The 19,328-nt window shown below is 70.1% G+C and carries 18 protein-coding genes; 9 read left to right on the top strand and 9 right to left on the bottom strand.

Annotation, left to right across the window (positions count from 1 at the left end; translation table 11 throughout):
• The first annotated feature begins 92 nt into the window (after window positions 1–92).
• Entirely contained in the window at window positions 93–1,619 is a 1,527-nt protein-coding gene (locus tag AB0I52_RS25540; RefSeq protein ID WP_363076273.1) for a PTS transporter subunit EIIC, read from the top strand.
• A gap of 54 nt (window positions 1,620–1,673) precedes the next feature.
• Here the strand turns inward: AB0I52_RS25540 and AB0I52_RS25535 are convergent, their stop codons facing one another.
• The 5 genes from AB0I52_RS25535 to AB0I52_RS25515 form a co-directional block, all read right to left on the bottom strand.
• Window positions 1,674–2,279, bottom strand: coding sequence for a Uma2 family endonuclease (locus tag AB0I52_RS25535; protein ID WP_363076271.1), 606 nt, complete (start codon window positions 2,277–2,279; stop codon window positions 1,674–1,676).
• A gap of 119 nt (window positions 2,280–2,398) precedes the next feature.
• Entirely contained in the window at window positions 2,399–3,280 is an 882-nt protein-coding gene (locus AB0I52_RS25530) for an EamA family transporter (RefSeq protein ID WP_363076269.1), read from the bottom strand.
• A gap of 280 nt (window positions 3,281–3,560) precedes the next feature.
• Complete coding sequence (locus AB0I52_RS25525; RefSeq protein ID WP_363076267.1) at window positions 3,561–4,376, bottom strand: inositol monophosphatase family protein; 816 nt, start codon at window positions 4,374–4,376, stop codon at window positions 3,561–3,563.
• Between the two features lie 55 nt (window positions 4,377–4,431).
• Entirely contained in the window at window positions 4,432–4,674 is a 243-nt protein-coding gene (locus tag AB0I52_RS25520; RefSeq protein WP_363076265.1) for a hypothetical protein, read from the bottom strand.
• Window positions 4,664–4,906 (bottom strand): hypothetical protein, encoded by a 243-nt coding sequence (locus AB0I52_RS25515; RefSeq protein ID WP_363076263.1) that lies wholly within the window; start codon window positions 4,904–4,906, stop codon window positions 4,664–4,666. Before AB0I52_RS25515 ends, AB0I52_RS25520 begins: the two co-directional genes overlap by 11 nt.
• 113 nt (window positions 4,907–5,019) lie before the next feature.
• On the opposite strand from AB0I52_RS25515, the gene AB0I52_RS25510 reads away from it, so the two are divergent.
• The 3 genes from AB0I52_RS25510 (at window position 5,020) to AB0I52_RS25500 (ending at window position 7,504) form a co-directional block, all read left to right on the top strand.
• Window positions 5,020–5,862, top strand: coding sequence for a helix-turn-helix transcriptional regulator (locus tag AB0I52_RS25510; protein ID WP_363076261.1), 843 nt, complete (start codon window positions 5,020–5,022; stop codon window positions 5,860–5,862).
• Window positions 5,843–6,109: a DUF397 domain-containing protein gene (locus tag AB0I52_RS25505; protein ID WP_363076259.1), complete on the top strand. Its 267-nt coding sequence runs from the start codon at window positions 5,843–5,845 to the stop codon at window positions 6,107–6,109. Before AB0I52_RS25510 ends, AB0I52_RS25505 begins: the two co-directional genes overlap by 20 nt.
• 423 nt (window positions 6,110–6,532) lie before the next feature.
• A complete protein-coding gene (locus tag AB0I52_RS25500) occupies window positions 6,533–7,504 on the top strand; it encodes a helix-turn-helix domain-containing protein (RefSeq protein WP_363076257.1) in 972 nt (323 codons plus the stop codon).
• 112 nt (window positions 7,505–7,616) lie between these two features.
• On the opposite strand, the gene AB0I52_RS25495 is transcribed toward AB0I52_RS25500, so the two are convergent.
• The 3 genes from AB0I52_RS25495 to AB0I52_RS25485 form a co-directional block, all read right to left on the bottom strand.
• Window positions 7,617–9,872 (bottom strand): ABC transporter permease, encoded by a 2,256-nt coding sequence (locus tag AB0I52_RS25495; protein ID WP_363076255.1) that lies wholly within the window; start codon window positions 9,870–9,872, stop codon window positions 7,617–7,619.
• A complete protein-coding gene (locus AB0I52_RS25490) occupies window positions 9,872–10,582 on the bottom strand; it encodes an ABC transporter ATP-binding protein (RefSeq protein WP_363076253.1) in 711 nt (236 codons plus the stop codon). The genes AB0I52_RS25495 and AB0I52_RS25490 overlap by 1 nt, the downstream gene beginning before the upstream one ends.
• Window positions 10,583–11,031: 449 nt before the next feature.
• The gene (locus AB0I52_RS25485) at window positions 11,032–12,489 is read right to left on the bottom strand and encodes an MFS transporter (protein ID WP_363076251.1); all 1,458 of its coding nucleotides are present in this window, start codon (window positions 12,487–12,489) and stop codon (window positions 11,032–11,034) included.
• Window positions 12,490–12,681: 192 nt separating this feature from the next.
• On the opposite strand from AB0I52_RS25485, the gene AB0I52_RS25480 reads away from it, so the two are divergent.
• From AB0I52_RS25480 to AB0I52_RS25465, 4 genes are all read left to right on the top strand, one after another.
• A complete protein-coding gene (locus AB0I52_RS25480; RefSeq protein ID WP_363076249.1) occupies window positions 12,682–13,395 on the top strand; it encodes a TetR/AcrR family transcriptional regulator in 714 nt (237 codons plus the stop codon).
• Window positions 13,396–13,778: 383 nt separating this feature from the next.
• Window positions 13,779–14,609: a hypothetical protein gene (locus AB0I52_RS25475; protein ID WP_363076299.1), complete on the top strand. Its 831-nt coding sequence runs from the start codon at window positions 13,779–13,781 to the stop codon at window positions 14,607–14,609.
• A 148-nt stretch (window positions 14,610–14,757) separates the two neighbouring features.
• Entirely contained in the window at window positions 14,758–15,519 is a 762-nt protein-coding gene (locus AB0I52_RS25470) for a hypothetical protein (protein ID WP_363076247.1), read from the top strand.
• 58 nt (window positions 15,520–15,577) lie between these two features.
• A complete protein-coding gene (locus tag AB0I52_RS25465; RefSeq protein WP_363076245.1) occupies window positions 15,578–16,138 on the top strand; it encodes a DinB family protein in 561 nt (186 codons plus the stop codon).
• Between the two features lie 114 nt (window positions 16,139–16,252).
• On the opposite strand, the gene AB0I52_RS25460 is transcribed toward AB0I52_RS25465, so the two are convergent.
• Window positions 16,253–18,331 (bottom strand): glycosyl hydrolase family 28-related protein, encoded by a 2,079-nt coding sequence (locus AB0I52_RS25460; protein ID WP_363076243.1) that lies wholly within the window; start codon window positions 18,329–18,331, stop codon window positions 16,253–16,255.
• 381 nt (window positions 18,332–18,712) lie between these two features.
• Between AB0I52_RS25460 and AB0I52_RS25455 the strand changes: the two genes are divergently transcribed.
• Window positions 18,713–19,279 (top strand): TSUP family transporter, encoded by a 567-nt coding sequence (locus AB0I52_RS25455; protein ID WP_363076241.1) that lies wholly within the window; start codon window positions 18,713–18,715, stop codon window positions 19,277–19,279.
• The last annotated feature ends 49 nt before the right edge of the window (window positions 19,280–19,328 follow it).

The following is a 19,328-nucleotide window of genomic DNA, read 5'->3' as shown; positions in this document are numbered from 1 at the left end:
GGGGCCTGGCACCCGCAGCCTGGTCCGGCCTCATCCGAACGAGAGGCCCTGCCCTTCTGCCCCACCCCCCGCACAGCAAGGCACCACGCACCATGGCTACAGAAGACAAGAACCGCGCCGCTGCCGCCGCGATCCTTCCGCTCGTCGGTGGCGCCGCGAACGTCCGCTCCATCGCCCACTGCATGACCCGGCTCCGGCTCGGTCTGCACGACCGCCTCCTCGTCCAGGACGACGCGCTGAAGGCCCTCCCCGCCGTCATGGGCGTGGTCGACGACGACACGTACCAGATCGTTCTCGGTCCCGGTACGGTCGCCCGCGTCACGCCGGAGTTCGAGAAGCTCGTCGAGGAGGGCCGGGCGTCCGCGCCGGAGCCCGCCGGCGTCCCGGTCACGGCCGATGAACTCGCCGCGCAGGGCGCCGGGATGAAGGCGGCGCGGAAGGCGAAGAACGCGACGCCGTTCAAGCTCTTCCTGCGCAGGATCGCCAACATCTTCGTCCCGCTGATCCCGGCCCTGATCGGCTGCGGCATCATCGCGGGCCTGAACGGTCTGCTGGTGAACCTCGGCCGGCTGCCGTCCGTCACCCCCGCCCTGGCGGCGATGGCGTCCGGCTTCATGGCCCTGATCGCGGTCTTCGTCGGCTACAACACGGCGAAGGAGTTCGGCGGTACGCCGATCCTCGGCGGTGCGGTCGCGGCCATCATCGTCTTCCCGGGCGTCGCGAACATCGAGGCGTTCGGCCAGAAGCTCTCCCCCGGCCAGGGCGGCGTCCTCGGCGCCCTGGGCGCGGCGGTGCTCGCGGTGTACGTGGAGAAGTGGTGCCGGCGCTGGGTCCCGGAGGCGCTGGACGTCCTGGTCACCCCGACCCTGACGGTCCTGATCTCCGGACTGGTGACGATCTTCGGCCTGATGTACGTGGCGGGTGAGGTCTCCACCGCGATCGGTACGTTCGCGGACTGGCTGCTGTCCAACGGCGGTGCGGGCGCGGGCCTGGTCCTCGGCGGTTTCTTCCTCCCGCTGGTCATGCTGGGCCTGCACCAGGCGCTGATCCCGATCCACACCACGCTGATCGAGCAGCAGGGCTACACGGTCCTGCTCCCGATCCTCGCCATGGCCGGCGCGGGCCAGGTCGGTGCGGCCATCGCGGTCTACTTCCGCCTCCCCCGCAATGAGTCGATCCGCAAGACCATCAAGTCCGCCCTGCCCGCGGGCTTCCTGGGCGTCGGCGAACCCCTGATCTACGGTGTGTCGCTGCCGCTGGGCCGCCCGTTCGTCACGGCGTGCGTGGGCGGCGCGTTCGGCGGCGCGTTCGTCGGCTTCTTCAACCAGCTCGGTGACGCGGTCGGCTCCACCGCGATCGGCCCGTCCGGCTGGGCCCTGTTCCCGCTGCTGGACGGCAACCACGGCCTGGGCGCGACGATCGCGATCTACGCGGGCGGTCTGGTGGTCGGCTACCTGGCCGGCTTCGTCGCCACGTACTTCTTCGGCTTCAGCAAGGACCTGCTGACGGAGTTCAACGTGTCGCAGGAACCGGCCGCCGCCTCCCCGGTGGCCGCCGCGCCCCCGACTGGGGCAAGCGCCGGCCCGGACGCCCTGGCGAAGGAACCCGCGGGGGTCTGACGGCCACACCGCGCGGCGGCGCCCCTCGGGGCGCCGCCGTTTCGCCGTTCCGCCTCAGACCGGGAAGGCGTCCGTGGCCAGCGTGACGTCGAAAGGCGCGGGCAGGCCGAGCGGCTTGCCGAACGGCACCGCGTCGTAGCGCTTGTACGTGCCGTCCTCGTTCGGCTCCGTGAACAGGGTGCTCATGGCGCCACGCGTGTCGAACCGGTCGATCAGCAGGTACATGGGGACACCCGCGCGCGCATAGGCGCGGTACTTCTTCGTCCGGTCCTCCCGCGCGTTCCCCTTCGACGTGATCTCGACGACGAGGAGCGCTTCGGAGGCGTCCATGGGATCGCTGGCCTCGGGGTCGGCGGCATCGATCAGCTCGGCCGGCATGACGACGAGATCGGGAACGTACAGCTTGTCGAGGGGTGCCACGTGCACCCCCAAGGTCTGATAAATCTCCAGCTCGTCGGGCAGATTCACGTAGAGGCGTCGTTGCACCTTGGCGGCAATCCCGTTGTGATGCGCATGCGGCGGCGGTACCAAGACGATCCGCCCTTCGTCGATCTCGGCGCGCCACCCCTCGGGCACGTCCAGTTCCTGCCAGGTATGAAGCAGGTAGTCCCACGGGCGGCCTTCAGAGTCCTGCTGGTGCTCGACCATCGCGGCGGTCATCGCGGGTCCCTTCTCCTGAAGCCTGTCTGGGGAGCGTAGATCGACGGTTCTGCGACGCGAGGCCGCTTTCCTCAGCGTCCCACGATCGTGTGACGGGCGCACTGAACCACCCGCTCTGTTCAGCCTTCGGAGGCGACCGGCTCGGACGAGCGGACCGGCCGGACGGTGACCAGAGCGATCCCCGCACAGCACACCGCCAGCAACAGCAGTTCGGCGGGCGAGGGGGCGGGTGCGGTGTCCAGGGCCCAGTCCCCGAGCCGGACCGTGAAGGGCACGGCCAGTTGGACGGCGGCCGTGAAGACCGGGCCGCGGAGCAGGATGAGGCGGTGCTGCACGAGGTAGGCGGGGGCGTAGACGACCGCGCCGAGCACCACGATCCCGCCCGTCGCGGCGAGCGTCGGGGGGTGGGCGATCAGCGCGGGCAGCGACATCGGGAGCAGCAGACAGGTGGCCGCCGCGAGCAGCACGGGCAGGACGGCCGGCGGCGGCAGCCCGGACAGCCGGTTCCGGTAAAGGAACCCGTACACCGCGAACGCCACCGTCGCGGCCGCCACCAGCAGCAGCCCGATCGCGTCCAGGTCCCCGGCGTCCGCGCCCAGCGCCGCGTATCCGGCGGCCGCCGCGCAGGCCAGGGCGGCGCCCGCCGCCTTGCGGGCCCCGGACCGTTCGCCGAAGAACAACGCGCCGACGGCCACCGAGGCGCACGGCATCAGCGCGACGACGAGGTTCGTCAGGGAGGTGCCGACGCGGGGGATGGCGAGCAGGGTGCCCGCCGCGTACCCGGCGAAGCCGAGCAGGCCCAGCAGCCAGACGGTCCCCGGCCGGGCGGCGGCCCGCCGCAGGTCCGCCCGGCCGCTGGTGCTCGACGCGGCGACGGCGGTGAGCACCAGGCAGCACACGGCGGTACGGCCCACCGCGACGATCAGCGGATCGGTCCCGGTGACGAGGGCGCCGGAGAGCAGCCAGGTGCCGGAGAGCAGCAGGACGAGAACGGCCGGCATCAGGCGTCCTTTCCACGAACGAGGACCACGGGCGAGGACCACGGGCCGGGAGACCGCAGGCCAGGACCGCGGGCGGCGCCTCATGGCCTAGGGGCCGCCCGAACGCTACGGCAGCCACGGTGGCTCCTCCCCAGCGAGGTGGCTATGCGGACGGCGCCGAGCGCGAGGAGGGCGGCGGTGACGGTGAGCGCGGGTGAGAAGCCTTCCGTCGCGGCGTGCGGGGGGGCGTCCCGAGCATCGGGACACGGACGCGCCCGGCGACTGACCGCTCAGTGGTTGTTCAGCGGCCGGCCGGGACCTGGTTCCTGATCATCTCCAGCAGCAGGGCGTGCGTCTCCCGGTCGGCCGCCACCACCAGGCCGCCCGCGCCGGTGTGCGGCGGCCGGCCGTGAATGCCGGTCACCACGCAGCCCGCCGCTTCGCACAGGGCGATACCGGCGGCGAAGTGCACGCTGTCGCGCAGCCGACCGTCCGTGACGTACGCGGCCCGCCGCCCTGCCGCCACCCAGGCCACGGCAAGGGTGCTGGAGACGACGCGCGGCCGGAAGTGCTCCGCGAACTCCGGTGCGGCCAGCAGGCCGACCGCCCGGAAGTCCGGTGCGTTGGGGAACGGCGGGTCGAGGTTGACGTCCACCAGCCGGGACCCGGACGAGGGCGCCAACTCCTCGTCCGCACCGCCCCTTCGAAGGCGAGCGTGCTCGCCGTCGGTCCAGAACACCTCGTCGCCGAACGGGTCGGCCGCCGCTGCCGCCGTGATGGCGGACCCGTCGCGCAGGGCAACGTTCACCGCGACCACCATGGTGTTCACGGCGTAGTTCAACGTGCCGCACAAGGGGTCGACCAGCCACCGGCGTTCAGCACCCTCCGACCCGGTGCGACCGCTCTCCTCGCCCGTCACCGCGTCATCGGGCCGGGCGGTCCGCAGGACGTCGAGAATGGCCTTCTCGGCCGCGAGGTCGGCGGCCGTCGCGAAGTCACCGCCGGACTTCTCGAAGCGTTCCGGCGATGTCCCGTACATGTCCCGGACCACCGCCGATCCCGCCTGGGCCGCCCTGACAGCCAGTTGTGCGTCGCTTTCCGTGCTCATGCTCAGCATGAGGGGCAGGCTATCCGCGCCCGTTCCCGCCGCGGCCCGGCACTCCTTCGCATCCTCACCTCGGCAGCTGCCCCTCCCGGTTGACCTCCGTCACCCGCGCCCGCAGCACCAGCCCCGGCGGGGCCGCCCGGACGGCATCGGGCGGGCAGTCCCACTCCGGGCCCCCACCGGGCGGCCGCAGCTGCACGTACGGCCCGACGCGCCCCATCACCCGGCCCACCCGCCCGTCCCGCACATCCATGGCGAACGACCCCGGCTCCGGCGTACACGCCTCCGGCTCACCGCTCTCACCCGCCATGACCGGCCGCCTTCCCGTCCAGCACACTGCTCAGCCGCCGCACCGTGTCGAGGTTGCAGCGCCCCAGGTCGACGAGCACGGCAGGCCCGCTGCCCGCGCACGAGACCGGGTCCACCCGCAGCGAAGGCAACGTGATCCCGACCCCCGCGAACCCTTCTCTCAACCGCTCCACCGCCTCCTCTGCCTCCTGCACTCTTCCCGCCGTCACCCTGCGCCGCTCCGTAGTCGTCATGATCCATTCCTTCCACGCTGAGTAATGACAATGCATACCCAGCGTGGCCAATCTCTCGTTAGCCTGGAAGAGGTGCAATCCCAACAACCGCACGTGTGCCACAGGGAGTTGTCATGCCAGGTCCCAGAAAGCTCGATCCCTCCTCCTCGCCCCGCGCTCTCCTGGGCGCCGAACTCCGCCACCGAAGAGAAGAAGCCGGCCTCTCGCAGTCGGACCTGGGCGCCCCGCTCTTCCTCAGCGGCTCCTTCATCGGACAGCTGGAGTCCGGGGTGCGGCGCATGCAGATGGACCAGGCGGAGAAGTTCGACGAGATCCTGGGCGCGGACGGCTTCTTCGTACGGAACTGCGCGGCGCTCAAGGAGTCGAAGTACCCGGAACACTTCGCGGAGGCCGCCGAGGCGGAAGCCCGCGCGGAGGCCATCCGGGAGTACGCGCCCCAGCTCATCCCGGGGCTGCTGCAGACGGAGGCGTACGCGCGGGCGGTGTTCCGGGCGTACCAGCCGACGGCGGTCGAGAGCGTGATCGATGAGCTGGTGTCAGCCCGTTTGGAACGTGCGCAACTCCTCGCCGATCCAACACAGCCGATGTTGTGGGTCACACTGGACGAGTCGGTATTACGTCGAACGGTCGGCGGGCCTGCGGCCATGTCAGGAGCACTCCGCCACGTCGCCTCACTGGTCCAACAACATCGGATCATCGTGCAGGTCTTGCCCTTTTCGGCAGGGGGGCACGCGGCGATGGGTGGCGGCCTGAAGCTCATGGCTTTTGCCGATGCACCGCCGCTCGCCTACCTGGACGGACTCGGAGCAGGCCAACTCCTGGACGACCCAGGCACGGTGAGCAGATACGAACTGACCTACGATTTGGTGGTGGCCAGCGCGATCTCACCGGATACGTCCCTGGCCTTGATCGAATCGGTGGCGGAGGATTACGACCATGAAGCTCAGCGGTTCTGACTACGACCTGTTCACGGCGACCTGGAAGAAGTCCTCGCACGGCGGGGGAAGCGGTGGTGACTGCGTAGAGGTCGCCATCTGGCGCAAGTCCACCTACAGCGACGGCAGCGGCGGCAACTGCCTCGAAGTCCTCGACGGGATCGCCGAGGTCGTCCCCGTCCGTGACTCCAAGGTGACTGATGGCCCCGCGCTGATGTTCCGGGCGGATGCCTGGGCGTCGTTCGTCACCGACCTCAAGCGCGGCTGACCGGACGCCTGGTGCCGCGTGCCGGCACCGTCAGATGAACCGGTACGGAACATGCCGATGCAGGCCGCGCGGACATCGCACAGCCTGCATCGACGATCCGGTACAGGTGAATTCAGCCCCAGCCAGAATTCAACTCTGCCCCGATGCTCCACGAAGATCCAGTAAGGCGGCTGCGCCTGGCAATCGTTCGCGACCCATCGGTCCGGAATGAACCCATAAATGTCCAGATCGAGACGGTAGGAAGGTTTTCGCACCTTTACCTCTCTCGGTGACCGGCAGGGCCCCGGACGACCGACCACAGTGCGCCCGCGCGAGACCCTCGGCCGCTCGTGTGCTTTTGCTCCCTTGCGGTCACGACCTGCCGAAGGTTTGCTGGTATTTGTCCTGCACTGTGGGGACGTTCACCATGCCGAAGGGGGACAGATGGCCGAGTCGGTGTTCTGCTGGGAGGAACTGCCCGAGGCGGATCGGTTCCCGTGCTGGCGGGACATGGCATGCGACAGCCACGCACCCAACGAGGTCGATTCGGAGCAAGCCGACGACTTCCGGGCGTCGTTACGGGTGCTGGGCCTGGGGTCGGTGAGTGTGTCCGCCCTCGACTGCCCGCCTCTGCGCTCGAACCGCACCCCGAGACTGATCCGGCAGTCCGATCCGGAGCTGTACAACCTCACCTTCACCCAGCGCGGGAGTGCCGGCGCCGTCCACGCCGACCGGGAGATCCGGCTGGGCGCGGGCGATCTGATGCTGTCCAGCACCTCGCTGCCCCTGCGCACCAGGATGGCCACCGACCACGCGTCGGTGGCCATGATCGACGTGCTCTTCCCGCAGACGCTGTTACCCCTGCCCAGAGGGGCCGCGGACCGGCTGCTCACGCTGCCCTTCTCCGGGCAGACGGGGCTCGGCGTTCTCCTCGCTCAGTTCCTCACCCGCCTGACCGCCGAATCCGCCTCGTACCGGCCGGCCGACGCCGAGCGGCTCGGGGCGGTGACCATCGACCTGGCGGCAGCGCTGCTCGCCCACCACCTCGACGACACGACCCCGCCCGAGGCTCACCCCGAGGCGCTCGCCACACGTATCCACAGCTTCGTCCGTCAGAACCTGCGCGATCCCGAGCTGACTCCCCGCCAGATCGCCGCCGCCCACCACATCTCGCTGCGCACCCTGCACCGGGTCTTCCAGCGCCAGGGCGCCACGGTCACCGCCTGGATCCGTCAGCAGCGACTCGACGGTGCCCGGCGCGACCTCACCAACCCCGCGCTGGCCGCGCGCCCCATTCACGCCATCGCGACCGCGTGGGGCTTCCCTCGCGCCGCCGACTTCACCCACGTCTTCCGCGCCACGTACGGCATGCCACCCAGCGAATACCGCCACCTGGGCACGCCCCGGCGGACGTGAGAGGCGGATGAGAACCTCGGCCTCCCGCGGTGGCCTGGCGGCCGCCGTATGCGGCTCAGCGGCGTTTGCGGACCGCAGTCCGCAACGACACGGACGTCGGTCGATCCGCCTGTCAGTCACCCCGCGGGCGCCAGCGGCGAGCCTGCCGCACCGCCACAGTGCTCGCCCATATCCACATCAGAACGCCGATGGCCAGGACGGTACTCGCAGCCCATGTGGTCAGCGCACGGGTAAGGAAGGCATCGTCGGTCTCGGAGACCGGGTCCGCCAGGCCGGCCGCGACAGCGCTCCCTGCCAGCCCTGCCAGGAGGAGCGGCATGAAGACAGACCACGCGGCACTTGCACGGAACACGCGAAGTCCACCGGTCAGCACGGACAGGGGTGCGAGGGCACGCCCATGGCGCAGGAACTCCGCCATGGCACTGAGGCCTGCTGTGACTGTGAGCACAGCGACGCCGATGAGGCCGAGCAAGGTACTCCAACGCCCCTGGTCCCGGTTGGGAATTCCGGCAGTCAGCTCGTCCTCCCCCGGAGCACTGGCTCGGGCTCCGCGCGGAAGCACTTCGTGGCTCAGTCGCTTGACAGCGGCGACGGGAACGGCACCTTGGTCGCGTCGCACAAGGACGACGGAGGCCTCCTCTGTGGAGGCCGCTGCGCGGCGGGCGAGTGCACGGAGGTCGGTACGGTGGATCTCCGTCACCAGCGCGTTATGCGGGGTCCATCTGATCAGTTCCTGCAGTCTGGGATCTTGTGGTGCCCCTTTGATGCGGGCTGTGGGTGCGGGGCACTGCAGGTGCAAGACCGCCAGGGCTGGGCAGTCGCCGTAGAGCCTCATAGGGCCCGTGCCACCGGCGCCATCGGCCGGCCCCGCGAGGAGCAGGGCTTCGGTGTTGTCCGGGCGGTGGTTCAAGAACGTGGTCATGTCCGCGTCTGAGACCTTGCCCCGGGCTCCGACCGTGAGAGCACTGTTGCCGATTCGGTCAAGTGTGCGCTGCGCGTCCTCGCTCTGTGCGCCGAACAGTCCCTGCCAGGCGACCGCTTGCAGGAAAACGATCAGCGCGATCGTGATGCCGGTGACCAGCCGGGCGGTGCTGCCCGGGTAGGTGCTCGTGCGGCGCCCTGCCACGAGGGTCCCGGCCAGACCGCGTGACCGCCCCCAGCGGGTGAGGACTCGGCCGGCAGCTGCGGTGGCGACCGCCATTGCCGCCGGCAGGGTCAGCATGGTGCCTGCAATACCTGCCCAGCCGATGAGGGTGCGTTGTCCGGAGTCGGGTCCGACGAAGTCAGGGCCGCGCACCGCGAGAAGGAGCGTGACGGGGAACAGCGCGGCAACGCGGGGCAGCCAGGCAGAGACGACCGGGCTGTAGGGGCGTGTTCCCGTAGATCCCCGACGCGGGACGAGCTCGGCCGCGATGACAGCCGCCACAACCACCAAGAGGGCCATGACGAGTGCGAGTACGACCCACCAGCCGTACTGACGCAGGTACCCGGAAGACAGGACGTACCCTGTGAAGGGGATGCGAAGATCCTCGGCCATGGCCCATGCGAGAGCCGCCGCGCCGAGCAACGCGCCGCCGAGTACCGGTAGCCCTGCTTCGCCCAGGGCCACTAGGGCACGATCCGCCCGCCGGCCGCCGAGCGCGCCGACCAAGGCGGTCCTGCGGTCGCGGGTGTGAGCTCCGGTACGCACGGCGATCAGCAACAACGCCAGGCTCGGCAGGCCGAGCATGCCGGCCACGGCAGCCAGAAACATCCACTCGGATTTGTCGTCCACGCGCACTGAGCCCGGCTCAAGGCCGTCCGCGAAAAGCCCACTGGCCGCCGGTCCGAAACCGGTGACGACAGAACTCGGCGACTTGGCGCTGAGGCCATCGCGTGGGCGGACATAGGCGAGCCATTCTGTCGGCTCGTCCAGACCGGACGGCTGAATGATGCCCGCCAGTTCGCCGTAGCGGTGGTCGATGTCCTCGGCCGCACCCGCCTTCCTCAAAGCTGGTGACAGCACCGCCTGGCCGGGCGCCGGCCAGCTTTCCACTCCCGGAGGCAGCGGGGCGTCACCCGTGTGCGGGGCCAGGAACACGACGCTGAACCGTCTCTTGCCCACCAGCGAGTCGGAGCCCACCAGCCAGGTGGTGGAAGCATGACGGCCCGCGTTCTCCTGGACCACTGGGGTTCTCGCAACTCGGCTCGCTGTCTTGCCCGCATAGACCGCATGGACCGCCGCAAGACCTGCCAACGTGACAGACAGGACCGCCGTGGCAAGAAGGAGGGCGACTACGCGCACGCCACCCGCCTCCGCCCGTCGGCCGGCAACCCGCCCGACCGCCAGGAGACGCCGAGTCAGCCCGACCGTGCTCGCGTCGGCCATCACTGCGCCCCCCGGGCAGCAGACGACTCAAGGACTCCCGCCGAGAGATGCAGCGCTCGGTCGGCACGTGCGGCGATGCCTGGGTCGTGAGTGACCACCAGCAGCCCGCACGAATACTGCCGCGGCAAGTTGAACAGCAATTCCGCAGTCTTGTCCCGCGCCCCGGAGTCCAGCGCACCGGTCGGCTCGTCTGCCAGTAGCAGCGCCGGCTGGTTGATGAGGGCACGGGCCACCGCCGTACGCTGCCGCTCGCCGCCGGAGAGCTCCTGACTCGTCTGAGCCCGCGGAACCCCCAGCTCGTCGAGAAGCCGCTGCGCCCGTTCTCGTACTTCACCACCCCGGCCGTTACGGGCCAGCAGAGCAGCCAGGTACACGTTGTCCAATGGGCTGAGTTCTGGGAGAAGTTCACCGAACTGGAAGACCATCCCGATCGACTGTGCACGCAATCGGGCCAGCCGCGCGTGGCGAAGGCCGGTAACGGACGTACCGGTCACAGCCACCGTTCCGCCATCAGGCTTGACCAGACCGAGCACGCACGACAGGAGCGTGCTCTTCCCGGAGCCGCTCGGCCCGGTTACGGCGATCGACTCACCCGCTCCCAGCGACAGTGAGAGGCCGTCGAACAGAGTCCGCCCACCGATCACATAGCTGAGGCCTGCTATCTCCAGTACCGGCCGCGCTTCCGTCACGTCGTCCTGTGCCGTACCCACTTGTCCCATCCTCACCGTGCGGTGTCCCCCGACATGCGGTAGCGGTGGGGCGCTCCGGAGCGCCCCACCGCATCATGACATTCTCAGCGTCCGTCGCCGCGTCGGACCGGGGGAAGAAGGCGTCGCCGAAGTACAGCGCGGCAGCGGTGCCGAACCCGATGAAGTCGTACACCTCGATCGCGGCACCGACACCGGCCCCCGCGGCCACTCGCTTGGCCTCCGGCGTACCGGTCGGCCTCCCCCCGCTCCCGCACGAGCTCTTCCATGGCGCCCGCCCTTCGCGTCGCGGTCCGATCCGGACCGACGGTGGCACCGACCACCTGGGGTGGCCGATGGGGAACGGGGACACCTGGCCGGAGTGTTCCGCATAATGCTCCTGAATCTTGAGGATTGACTCGAATCCATCGCAGGGTGTGGCTGTCTCGCCGGTTGCGAAAGAGAAGCGGCTCCTAAGCCTCCTCGCGCTCCTCCGCCGGGGCGTGCTGGGGCATGAGGCGCAGGGCGGGGAGGCACGCCGCGGTGACGGCGAGCACCGTGATGAGGCTGACCGTCATGGCGTGGGCGGGGGCGCCGGAGTGGAAGTAGACCGTGGTGACGGTGGCGGAGCCGATGCCCGCGGCGAGCTGCTGGACGGCGCTGAGGGAGCCGCTGGCGCTGCCCGCCTCGTCGGGGTCGATGCCGCCGAGTGCGATGTCGAAGATCGTCCCGAAGCAGGCGCCCATGCCCATACCTGTGAGGAGGACGGCCGGGGTGAGGGTCCACAGGGTGAGGTCGGTGCCCTGGGTGAGGACGAGGGCGAGCATCCAGCCGCCGCCGGCGAGGGTGATCAGCATGCCGATGAGGATGAGGGTGCGGCCCAGCCGCTTGATCAGGGCCATCCCCGCACCGGCGGAGATGATGATGCCGATGGTCAGGGGCAGCAGCCCGAGGGCGGTGTCGCCGGGCGACGCTTGCAGCGCCTGCTGCATGAACAGCGACATGACGTAGACCAGTCCGCTGGTGACGGCGAAGTACAGCAGGCCGACGACCAGGCCGGACGTGAAGCCTCGGTTCCTCAGCAGTGACGGCTTGATCAGCGGGTTCGCGGCCGACTTCTGGCGGCGCGCGAACAGGACGAAGAACACCGCGCCCGCGATCAGACTGCCGATGGGCACCACGCCCCAGCCGCTGCCGGAGCCCTCGATGAGGCCGAAGAGCAGGCCGAACATCGTCAGGGCGAGCAGGGTGGCACCGGTGCCGTCGACCGTGACCGACGCGTCGCGGTCGCTGCGGGGCAGCATCCGCGCGGCCACGAACGTGCCGACGGTGCCCAGCAGGATGTTGATCAGGAAGATCGGGCGCCAGGACAGCCCCGCGACGTCCGCGTCGATGACGAATCCCGCCAGGATCGGGCCGCCGACCGTCGCCAGACCCAGCAGGGGCCCGAAGAGGCTGAACGCCTTGCGGAGCATGTCGCGCGGGAAGGTCTTGGTCATGATCGCCATGCCCTGCGGGATGAGCAGGGCACCGAAGGCTCCCTGCACCACACGGGCGACGATCATGAGTGCCGGATCGGGCGAGAGGCCGCAGACGGCGGAGGCGAGCGTGAAGCCCGTCATGCCGATCAGGAACAGCCGCCGCTGGCCGAACTTGTCGCCGAGGCGTCCGCCGATGACGAGCAGGACGCCCATGGCCAGGGCGTAGGACGAGCCGAGCCACTTGATCAGGGACTCACCCCCTCCGATGTCGTGCTCGATGGTGGGGGCGGCGATGTTGGTGACGGTGGAGTCGATCATGTCGAGCGCGTCGGCGACGAGAACCAGCGCGAGGATCAGCCACAGGGCGAACCGGGTCGGGGACGTACCGGTCGACGCGGGTGTTGACGCCGGCGTTGACGTGGATACGGGTGCGGATGCGGATGCGGACATGGCGGCCATCTCCTTCGTACGGAGTCGAGGGGTGGTGCGGAGTCGAGGCGTGCGGGGTGGGGCGCTTCAGGGCACCTCCGGCACCGCCGGCACCTCTTCACCGTAACGAACATGTTCGTGACGAACAAGTTCGTCACGAATGCGTTTGGCGCGAACTTGTTCGCCCCCTGCCCGTTCGTTACGGTGGGCCGCATGGGATCTGACACCGACCAGCCACGACGCAGCCGCCGGGAACGCCCGGCCAAACCCGCACTGTCGCGGGACGGAATCGTGGCCACGGCGGTCGGGATCATGCGGTCCGAAGGGCTGGGCAAGGTGACCATGCGCCGCCTGGCGCAGGAGCTGGACACGGGTCCGGCCTCGCTCTACGTGTACGTCGCCAACACGGCCGAGCTGCACGCGGCGATCCTCGACGAGCTGCTGGGCACACTGCATGTCGAGGACGGCGGCGACTGGCGCGAACGCCTGGAGGGACTGCTCACCTCGTACACGGACACCCTCTTCACGCACCCCGGCCTGTCGCGCGCCGCACTGGTGATCCGCCCCAGCGGCACGCACTACCTCCGGCTGGTCGAGTCACTGCTCGCCCTGCTCGACGAGGGCGGCATCCCGCCCGGCCAGGCGGCCTGGGGCGTGGACGTACTGCTTCAGTACGCGACCGCGACAGCGGCTGAGCAGGCGACGCGGGACCAGTCCACCGACACGCAGGCCGAGTGGGACTCCCTCACGGGCGCCCTGCACGGAACATCGGAGCGCACCCACCCGCACATCGCGGGCCTGGCCGCGCAGCTGGTCTCCGGCACGGCTGAGCAGCGCATGTCCTGGGGCATCGCGACCCTGATCAACGGCATCAGCACCACCCCCCTGCCCGCAGAGGACGTCTCGGCCGAGGGCGCACAGATCTGACGGTTCCGGGTCCGATTCCAGGTCCGATTCCAGGTCCGATTCCAGGTCCAGTTCCAAGGTCCGGCTCCCCGTCAGACCCCGGAGCTCACCCGTCACACCCCGGAGCTCAAGCGTCGAGATCCGAGCGCTCTTTCAGCGGAATGGGTGGAGGGATTGAATACCCACCCGCCCACCCTGACCGGCCCGTTGACCATTTGTGACCGACTTGCGACGGATGGTAGCGACGCTCTAGCGTCAGCCGAACCAAGACGGCCCCCGCCGGTGCGATAACACCGAACAGGGGCCTGACCACTTCGATCGTCAGGAGCGATCCCATGGCTGTCAGCCAGCTTAGTGCCGCCCTCCCCTCCGCGCCCGTACCGCCGCCCACGCTCGACCACCCGATGGCCAATGCCGGGTACGGCAAGCGTTCGGCGCCGGGCCAACGCCCGCGCACCGGACATGACTTCACCCACCTCCTCCCCCGCGACGCCGCCATCGCCGCGTACATCGACGGGCTGTGCGACGGTGCCGACATCTCCGTGAAGACTCTGGCCAAGGCGCTCCCGTACGGACAGTGCGCCCTGCGGACCACGCTGAACCGGCTCCAGGAGGCGGGCCACCTGCGCCGGGGCAGCGAGTGCGTCGCGACCGAGGAGGCGCTGCTCTGGGTCACGCGGACGTTCTTCTCCCGTACCTGGCGCGACGACGCGTGGTGGGATGCGTTCACTCGGGGCGACGTACCACCGGAGCAGCCCCAACGCCCCACCCGATCCCGCTCGTTCATCCTCCTCGCCGCCCTCGGCCGCACCACCCCCGCACTGAGCCTGTCCCAGGCGGACTGCCTCGCACTGGAACCACAGGTCAGCCAATGGTTCGAGCGCGGCGCCACCGAGCCGGAACTCCTGCACGCCCTGACCGAGGGCCTGCCGACCCCCGTCCACCACGCCGCCGCACTCCTCCGCCGACGCCTGCGCGACAAGCTCCCGCCCGTACGCGAGGCTTCCCCCGCCCGCCGCGTCGTCCTGCGGACCCTGGAATGCGGCGAGTGCCGCGCCCCCGGCAGCCCGGAAGCCATGCCGGGCGGCCTCTGCGGCACCTGCCGGGGCAACCCCGACCCCGCCCCCACCGCCCCCACCGGCCCCGCAGACGCCGTACCCGTCCACGGCGTACGCGCCAGGATGAGCGAGGTACGGGCGGGACTCGTCCCCCGCACGGAGCGCAACCACCGGTAAGGGGCGGCAGAGGGTGCCAGGAGACGGCAGAGTACGGCAGCGACGGCAGGGGCCGGACTGCCGGTTGCTCTCCTTACCCGTCTGATCATGGCCGGAAGACACTGGCGCCCGGCGGACTTCGGCGGGAAACAGCGGGGGAGACAAAGCGATGGCCATGAAGAGAACCGGCACCGCTCAGGGGAAGGACGTACCCCCGCCGCCCCGGTCGAGGATCGGCGGGACCCTGCTGACCGGTGGGGCGCTGCTCGTTCTTTCCGTGCTCGCCGCGCTGACCTGCTATTCCGCCTTCACCAGCTGGCTGCCCGACAGTCGCGGCCGGCTCCACGAGTACAGGACGGCCGAGACGTGCCCCGCCCGGACGGTGATACCGAGGTCTGAGGACTGTCTGCGCAAGCTCGCCTTCACCGTCGAGAGCACCCGGAACACCCCCAAGCACATCGAGGCGACCCTGCTCGGCCCGGATCCCTACCCGAGGACGGCCATATCGTTCGGCGACTCGGGGCCGGTGCTGAGCGAGCTCGAGCCGAAGGACCGGATCACCGGCACCGTCTGGCGCGGCCACGTCGTGGAGATCGCCAAGGGGGACAGCCGCCAGGTTTCCGCCGACGCGCCTCGCGACGAACCCCAGATGATCGTCGCCGCCGGGACCTTCGCGGGGCTGATGGCCGCGTTGACCCTGATGTTCGGCGGGGTGCGTCTGGTCAGACCGCGCCACCTCGGATTCCTCACCTGGAGCCCGTACGGCAAGTGGCTGCTCACCGTCACGGGGGTGAGCTGCGCCGTCGTGGGCCTGCTGACCGTGTGGACCGGCCTCCCGTGGCTGATCGTTCCCACGGTCTGCGGGACGGTCGTCGCGCTCACGGCGTGGTTCCTCCACCAGGACCTGCGAAAGGTCGGACAGGGTGAGTGACGGCCCCGCGCCGCAAAGCAGTGGCGGGCGCGGGCCCTCACCGACGACCATGGCCGCCATGAGCGATCAACCCGCACGATGGAGCCAGGCAACCGTCTACCCCGACATGTGGGCCGACCCCGACGACGACCCCCGCAACAGCGAAGGGGTCAGCCCGGCCGGCGAACTCCCCACTCTCCAGGAATTTCTGACGGACTACCGACACACCCTGCGGATGAAGTGCGAGGGCCTGGACGCGGAGCAGCTCGCCCGGCGCCCGGTTCCGCCGTCGACCATGTCACTGCTCGGTCTGATCCGGCACCTCGCAGAGGTGGAGCGGGACTGGCTCAACTGGATCAGCGACGGTGAGCCGCGCCCGAAGCTGTACGGCAAGCGGGACGCGGACTTCGACGGGGCCGTCGCGGACCAGGCCGTGGTCGACGCCGCCCACGCCGACCTGGCCCGCGAACAGGCCGCGACCGACGCCGCACTGGCCGAACACCCGGATCTGGGCACGCGCCTGGGCAAGGACGGCATCGCGGTACGGGAGCTGATGGTGCACCGGATCGAGGAGTACGCCCGCCACTGCGGCCACGCCGATCTGCTGCGCGAGTGCATCGACGGGCGGGTGGGGCAGTAAACGGCTGGGCCGCCACGGGGGGCGGCCCAGCCGACTGTCGGCACGGCACGGCACGGCACGGCACGGCACGCTAGGACGTACCGCAGCCGGGATGTTCCTGCCTGCCGTCCGGTGTCACCAGCTCCCGGGCGCCGGCGGCGGGACGACCTCCGGGCGGTCGTCGCAGGTGATCGTGTTGGGGAGCAGCCAGGGGGCCAGCCAGCCGCCGTCGTTGCCGCCGAGGTCCGTGAGGGCGAACTCCGAGCCGGTCGCGGGGAAGTTGAACGAGCCGCAGTTGTTGACGCCGACCGCGCCCACGTCGCGCGCGTCGACGTTCTCGAACGTGGCGCCGCCCGCCGCGCGGGCGCTCAGCACGGACGTACCGGTGCCGTCGACCTTGATGTCCTTGAAGTGGACGCCCTTGATGGCGTACTGGTCCTTCACGCCCCAGTCGGAGACCAGCATGATCGCGTTGTAGGTGCTGTCGAGGAAGTTGTTGCCGGTGACCCGGATGTCCGCGTCGATGCTCTTGTCGAGGGCGAAGATCCAGAGGGCACCGAGGCCGATGTTCCAGTTGAGTTCGTACGTACCGGAGCGGACCGTGGTGTTGGCCGTGAGGTTCAGCTTTCCGGCGAAGGGCTCGGCGCCGAACCGGGAGCCGATGTGCAGCGCACTGCCCTCCCGGATCGGGTCCGCGACCAGGTTGTTCGAGACCGTGTTGTCGGTGCCGCCGTAGATCGCGATGCCGTTGGCGAGGACCGGGGTCTGGACGGTGTTGTGGTCAAAGGTGTTGCGGGCGTTCGCGGTCTTCTCGGACCACATGGCGAGGCCGTCGTCGCCGGAGTTGCGTACGAAGGTGTGGGCGACGCGTGAATCGGTCACGCCCGTGTGGAGGTTGAGGGCGTCGGCGATCTGGTCGACGATGATGTTGCCGGTGATCCGCAGGTTCGACATCGGGCCGTCGAACCACATGCCGACCTTGGTGTGGCTGATGTGCAGGCCCTCGATGGTCGAGTCGCTCAGCGCCCCGCCGACGCCGTTGACCTGGTCGGTGTCGACGCGTTCGCGTACGTCGCCCTCGATGGCGAAGCCGGACAGATGGACGTTGCGGCTGCCGCCGTCCGCCGCGTCCTTGCCGTAGAAGCCGACGCCGGTGTGGACCGAGCCGTCGGGGGCCGGGCGGTCGAGCGCGACCTCGCGGCCCTTGATCTTGGTGTACCAGTTGCCCGCGCCGACGATGGTGACGTCGTCGACGACGATGTGCCGGTTGACCTGGTACGTGCCCGGCGGGATGTACACCTTGAGGTGGGTGCGCCGCGCGAAGGCGACGGCCTTGTCGATCGCGGCCGCCGAGTCGCGCCGGCCGGTCGGATCGGCCCCGAACGCGAGGACGTTGGCCGCGAGCAGCTCGATGCGCGGGAGGCCGACCAGCTCCGAGTCCAGCAGGTCGATGGCCGTCCACGCGGCCCGGCTGCCGGCCGGGACGGTGAGCCGTACGGTGTCGCCCGCGCGGTACGTACGGCCGAGCAGGAGGCGCTGCTCGTCGTAGAAGTGGCTGGGCCGGTACGGCTTGGCGATGACCGGGGCCGGGGTCGTCTCACTGGGTACGCAGGAGCACTCGGTGATCCACCAGTCGGGGTGGAGCAGCCCGGCGCCCGGATCGTTGGAGAACGGGTACTGGTTGTACAGCCAGGCGTACTGCGAGGTGAGCGTCATCGTGGAGCGCTTCTTGCCGTTCACCGCGACGTCCAGCGGTGCGGTGATCCCGCCGCCGTTCGGGGCGTCCGGGATGCTGTAGCGCACGGTGATCGCGTTGGCGGCGCGCGGCAGCGTGAACTCGACGTGCTCGCCCGGCTCCAGGCTGACCGCCTTGCGGCCGGACGCCTCGGCGGGGAGCGTGTAGGCGCTGCGGTCGGGGCCGATGACCGTGCCGTTCGTCGCGGCGTTCTCGGCCTCCTGCTCGACGAACGCCACGTCCGCGCCCCGCCCGGCCACGAGCGCCGGATCGAGGGCGGCCCGGGTCACGGCGGAGGTAGTGACAGAGGGCGCGGCGGGGGACGTGGCGGGGGCGCGCTGACCGGCCAGCGCGGGCGTGCCCGCCAGCACGCCGAGGCCGACGGCCGCCGCGGTCATCGAGGCAACCGCAGCCGCGCACAGGGCCGTTCGCCGCGGTCTTCGCGAACTCACTTCAGTACCGGTGATCTTCCGTGACATCGCAGGCCCGTTTCTCTGAGGAGGAGTGCACAACTGGGACGACAGGGGTCTTCGGGCGGGACGTTCGGGGAGGGTCGGCCGCCGTGGAGGTGAGGCGACAGTAGGACCCGTACGTCCCGGCCCACAAGACTTCTGTCACAGGATTCCGCCAGATTGCTGTTCAAGTGCACAGTCTCGTAGCATTTTTGCGCGGAGAGGGCAGCACATTGCGGGATCTCACATGGTGCCGCTCGGCGTCCCTGGCGGAGCGCCCCGAGCACGGGACAAACCCGCAGCTCAGGAGTTTCCGCAGGTCAGATTAGGTGGCGTAACTTCGGCGTAACGTCCTGGGGCGCGACGGCGGGATAGCGTGAGGCCCGCGAGGAAGTGACGCAACACCTCATGCGTGACGACCAGTCCCCGGGCCGGGAGCGGCAGCCGCTGCCCCGCGCCGAACGGGCGCGACGGATCGCGGACACGCTGCGCCAGCGGATCACCTCCGGTCTCTACGAGGACGGCATGCTGCCCGACGAACGCGCCCTCGGCCACGTCCTCGGCACCACCCGCAACACCGTCAGGGAGGCCCTCGGGCTGCTGCGCGACGAGGGGCTGATCACCCGCAGGCGCGGCATCGGCACCCGGATCGTGACGGTCGCCGTCGCGGCGGGGCTCTTCGGCCTGGGCGGACCGATGCTGAGCGTGCCCCTCCTGGTCGTCTGCGGTCTCCCGGTGCTGTCCGCGCCGGCCGCCGCGCAGGCGCAGTCCGTGGTGATCGCGAGCGTGGGCACCATCGGCTACGTGCAGCACGGCTCCGTCGACTGGACCCTGGCCGCCGTGGTCGGCGTGCCGGAACTGGTGGGGGTGATCGTGGGCTGGCGCATCGCCCGGTCGGTCCCGGACCGCCGCCTCAAGTACGCCCTCGTCGGCATGCTCCTGGCGCCGGCCCCCTATCTCGCGTTCCACTCCTGAGGCGGGATACGCGGGCTGGACGGCCTCTCGGACCGCTTCCCGGAGATGG

Origin of the sequence: Streptomyces sp. NPDC050423 (genome assembly GCF_040655445.1) — a bacterium.
Lineage (GTDB): Bacteria > Actinomycetota > Actinomycetes > Streptomycetales > Streptomycetaceae > Streptomyces.
The sequence above is the reverse complement of the archived record's forward strand: the minus strand, read 5'-3'. Positions and strand labels throughout refer to the sequence as shown.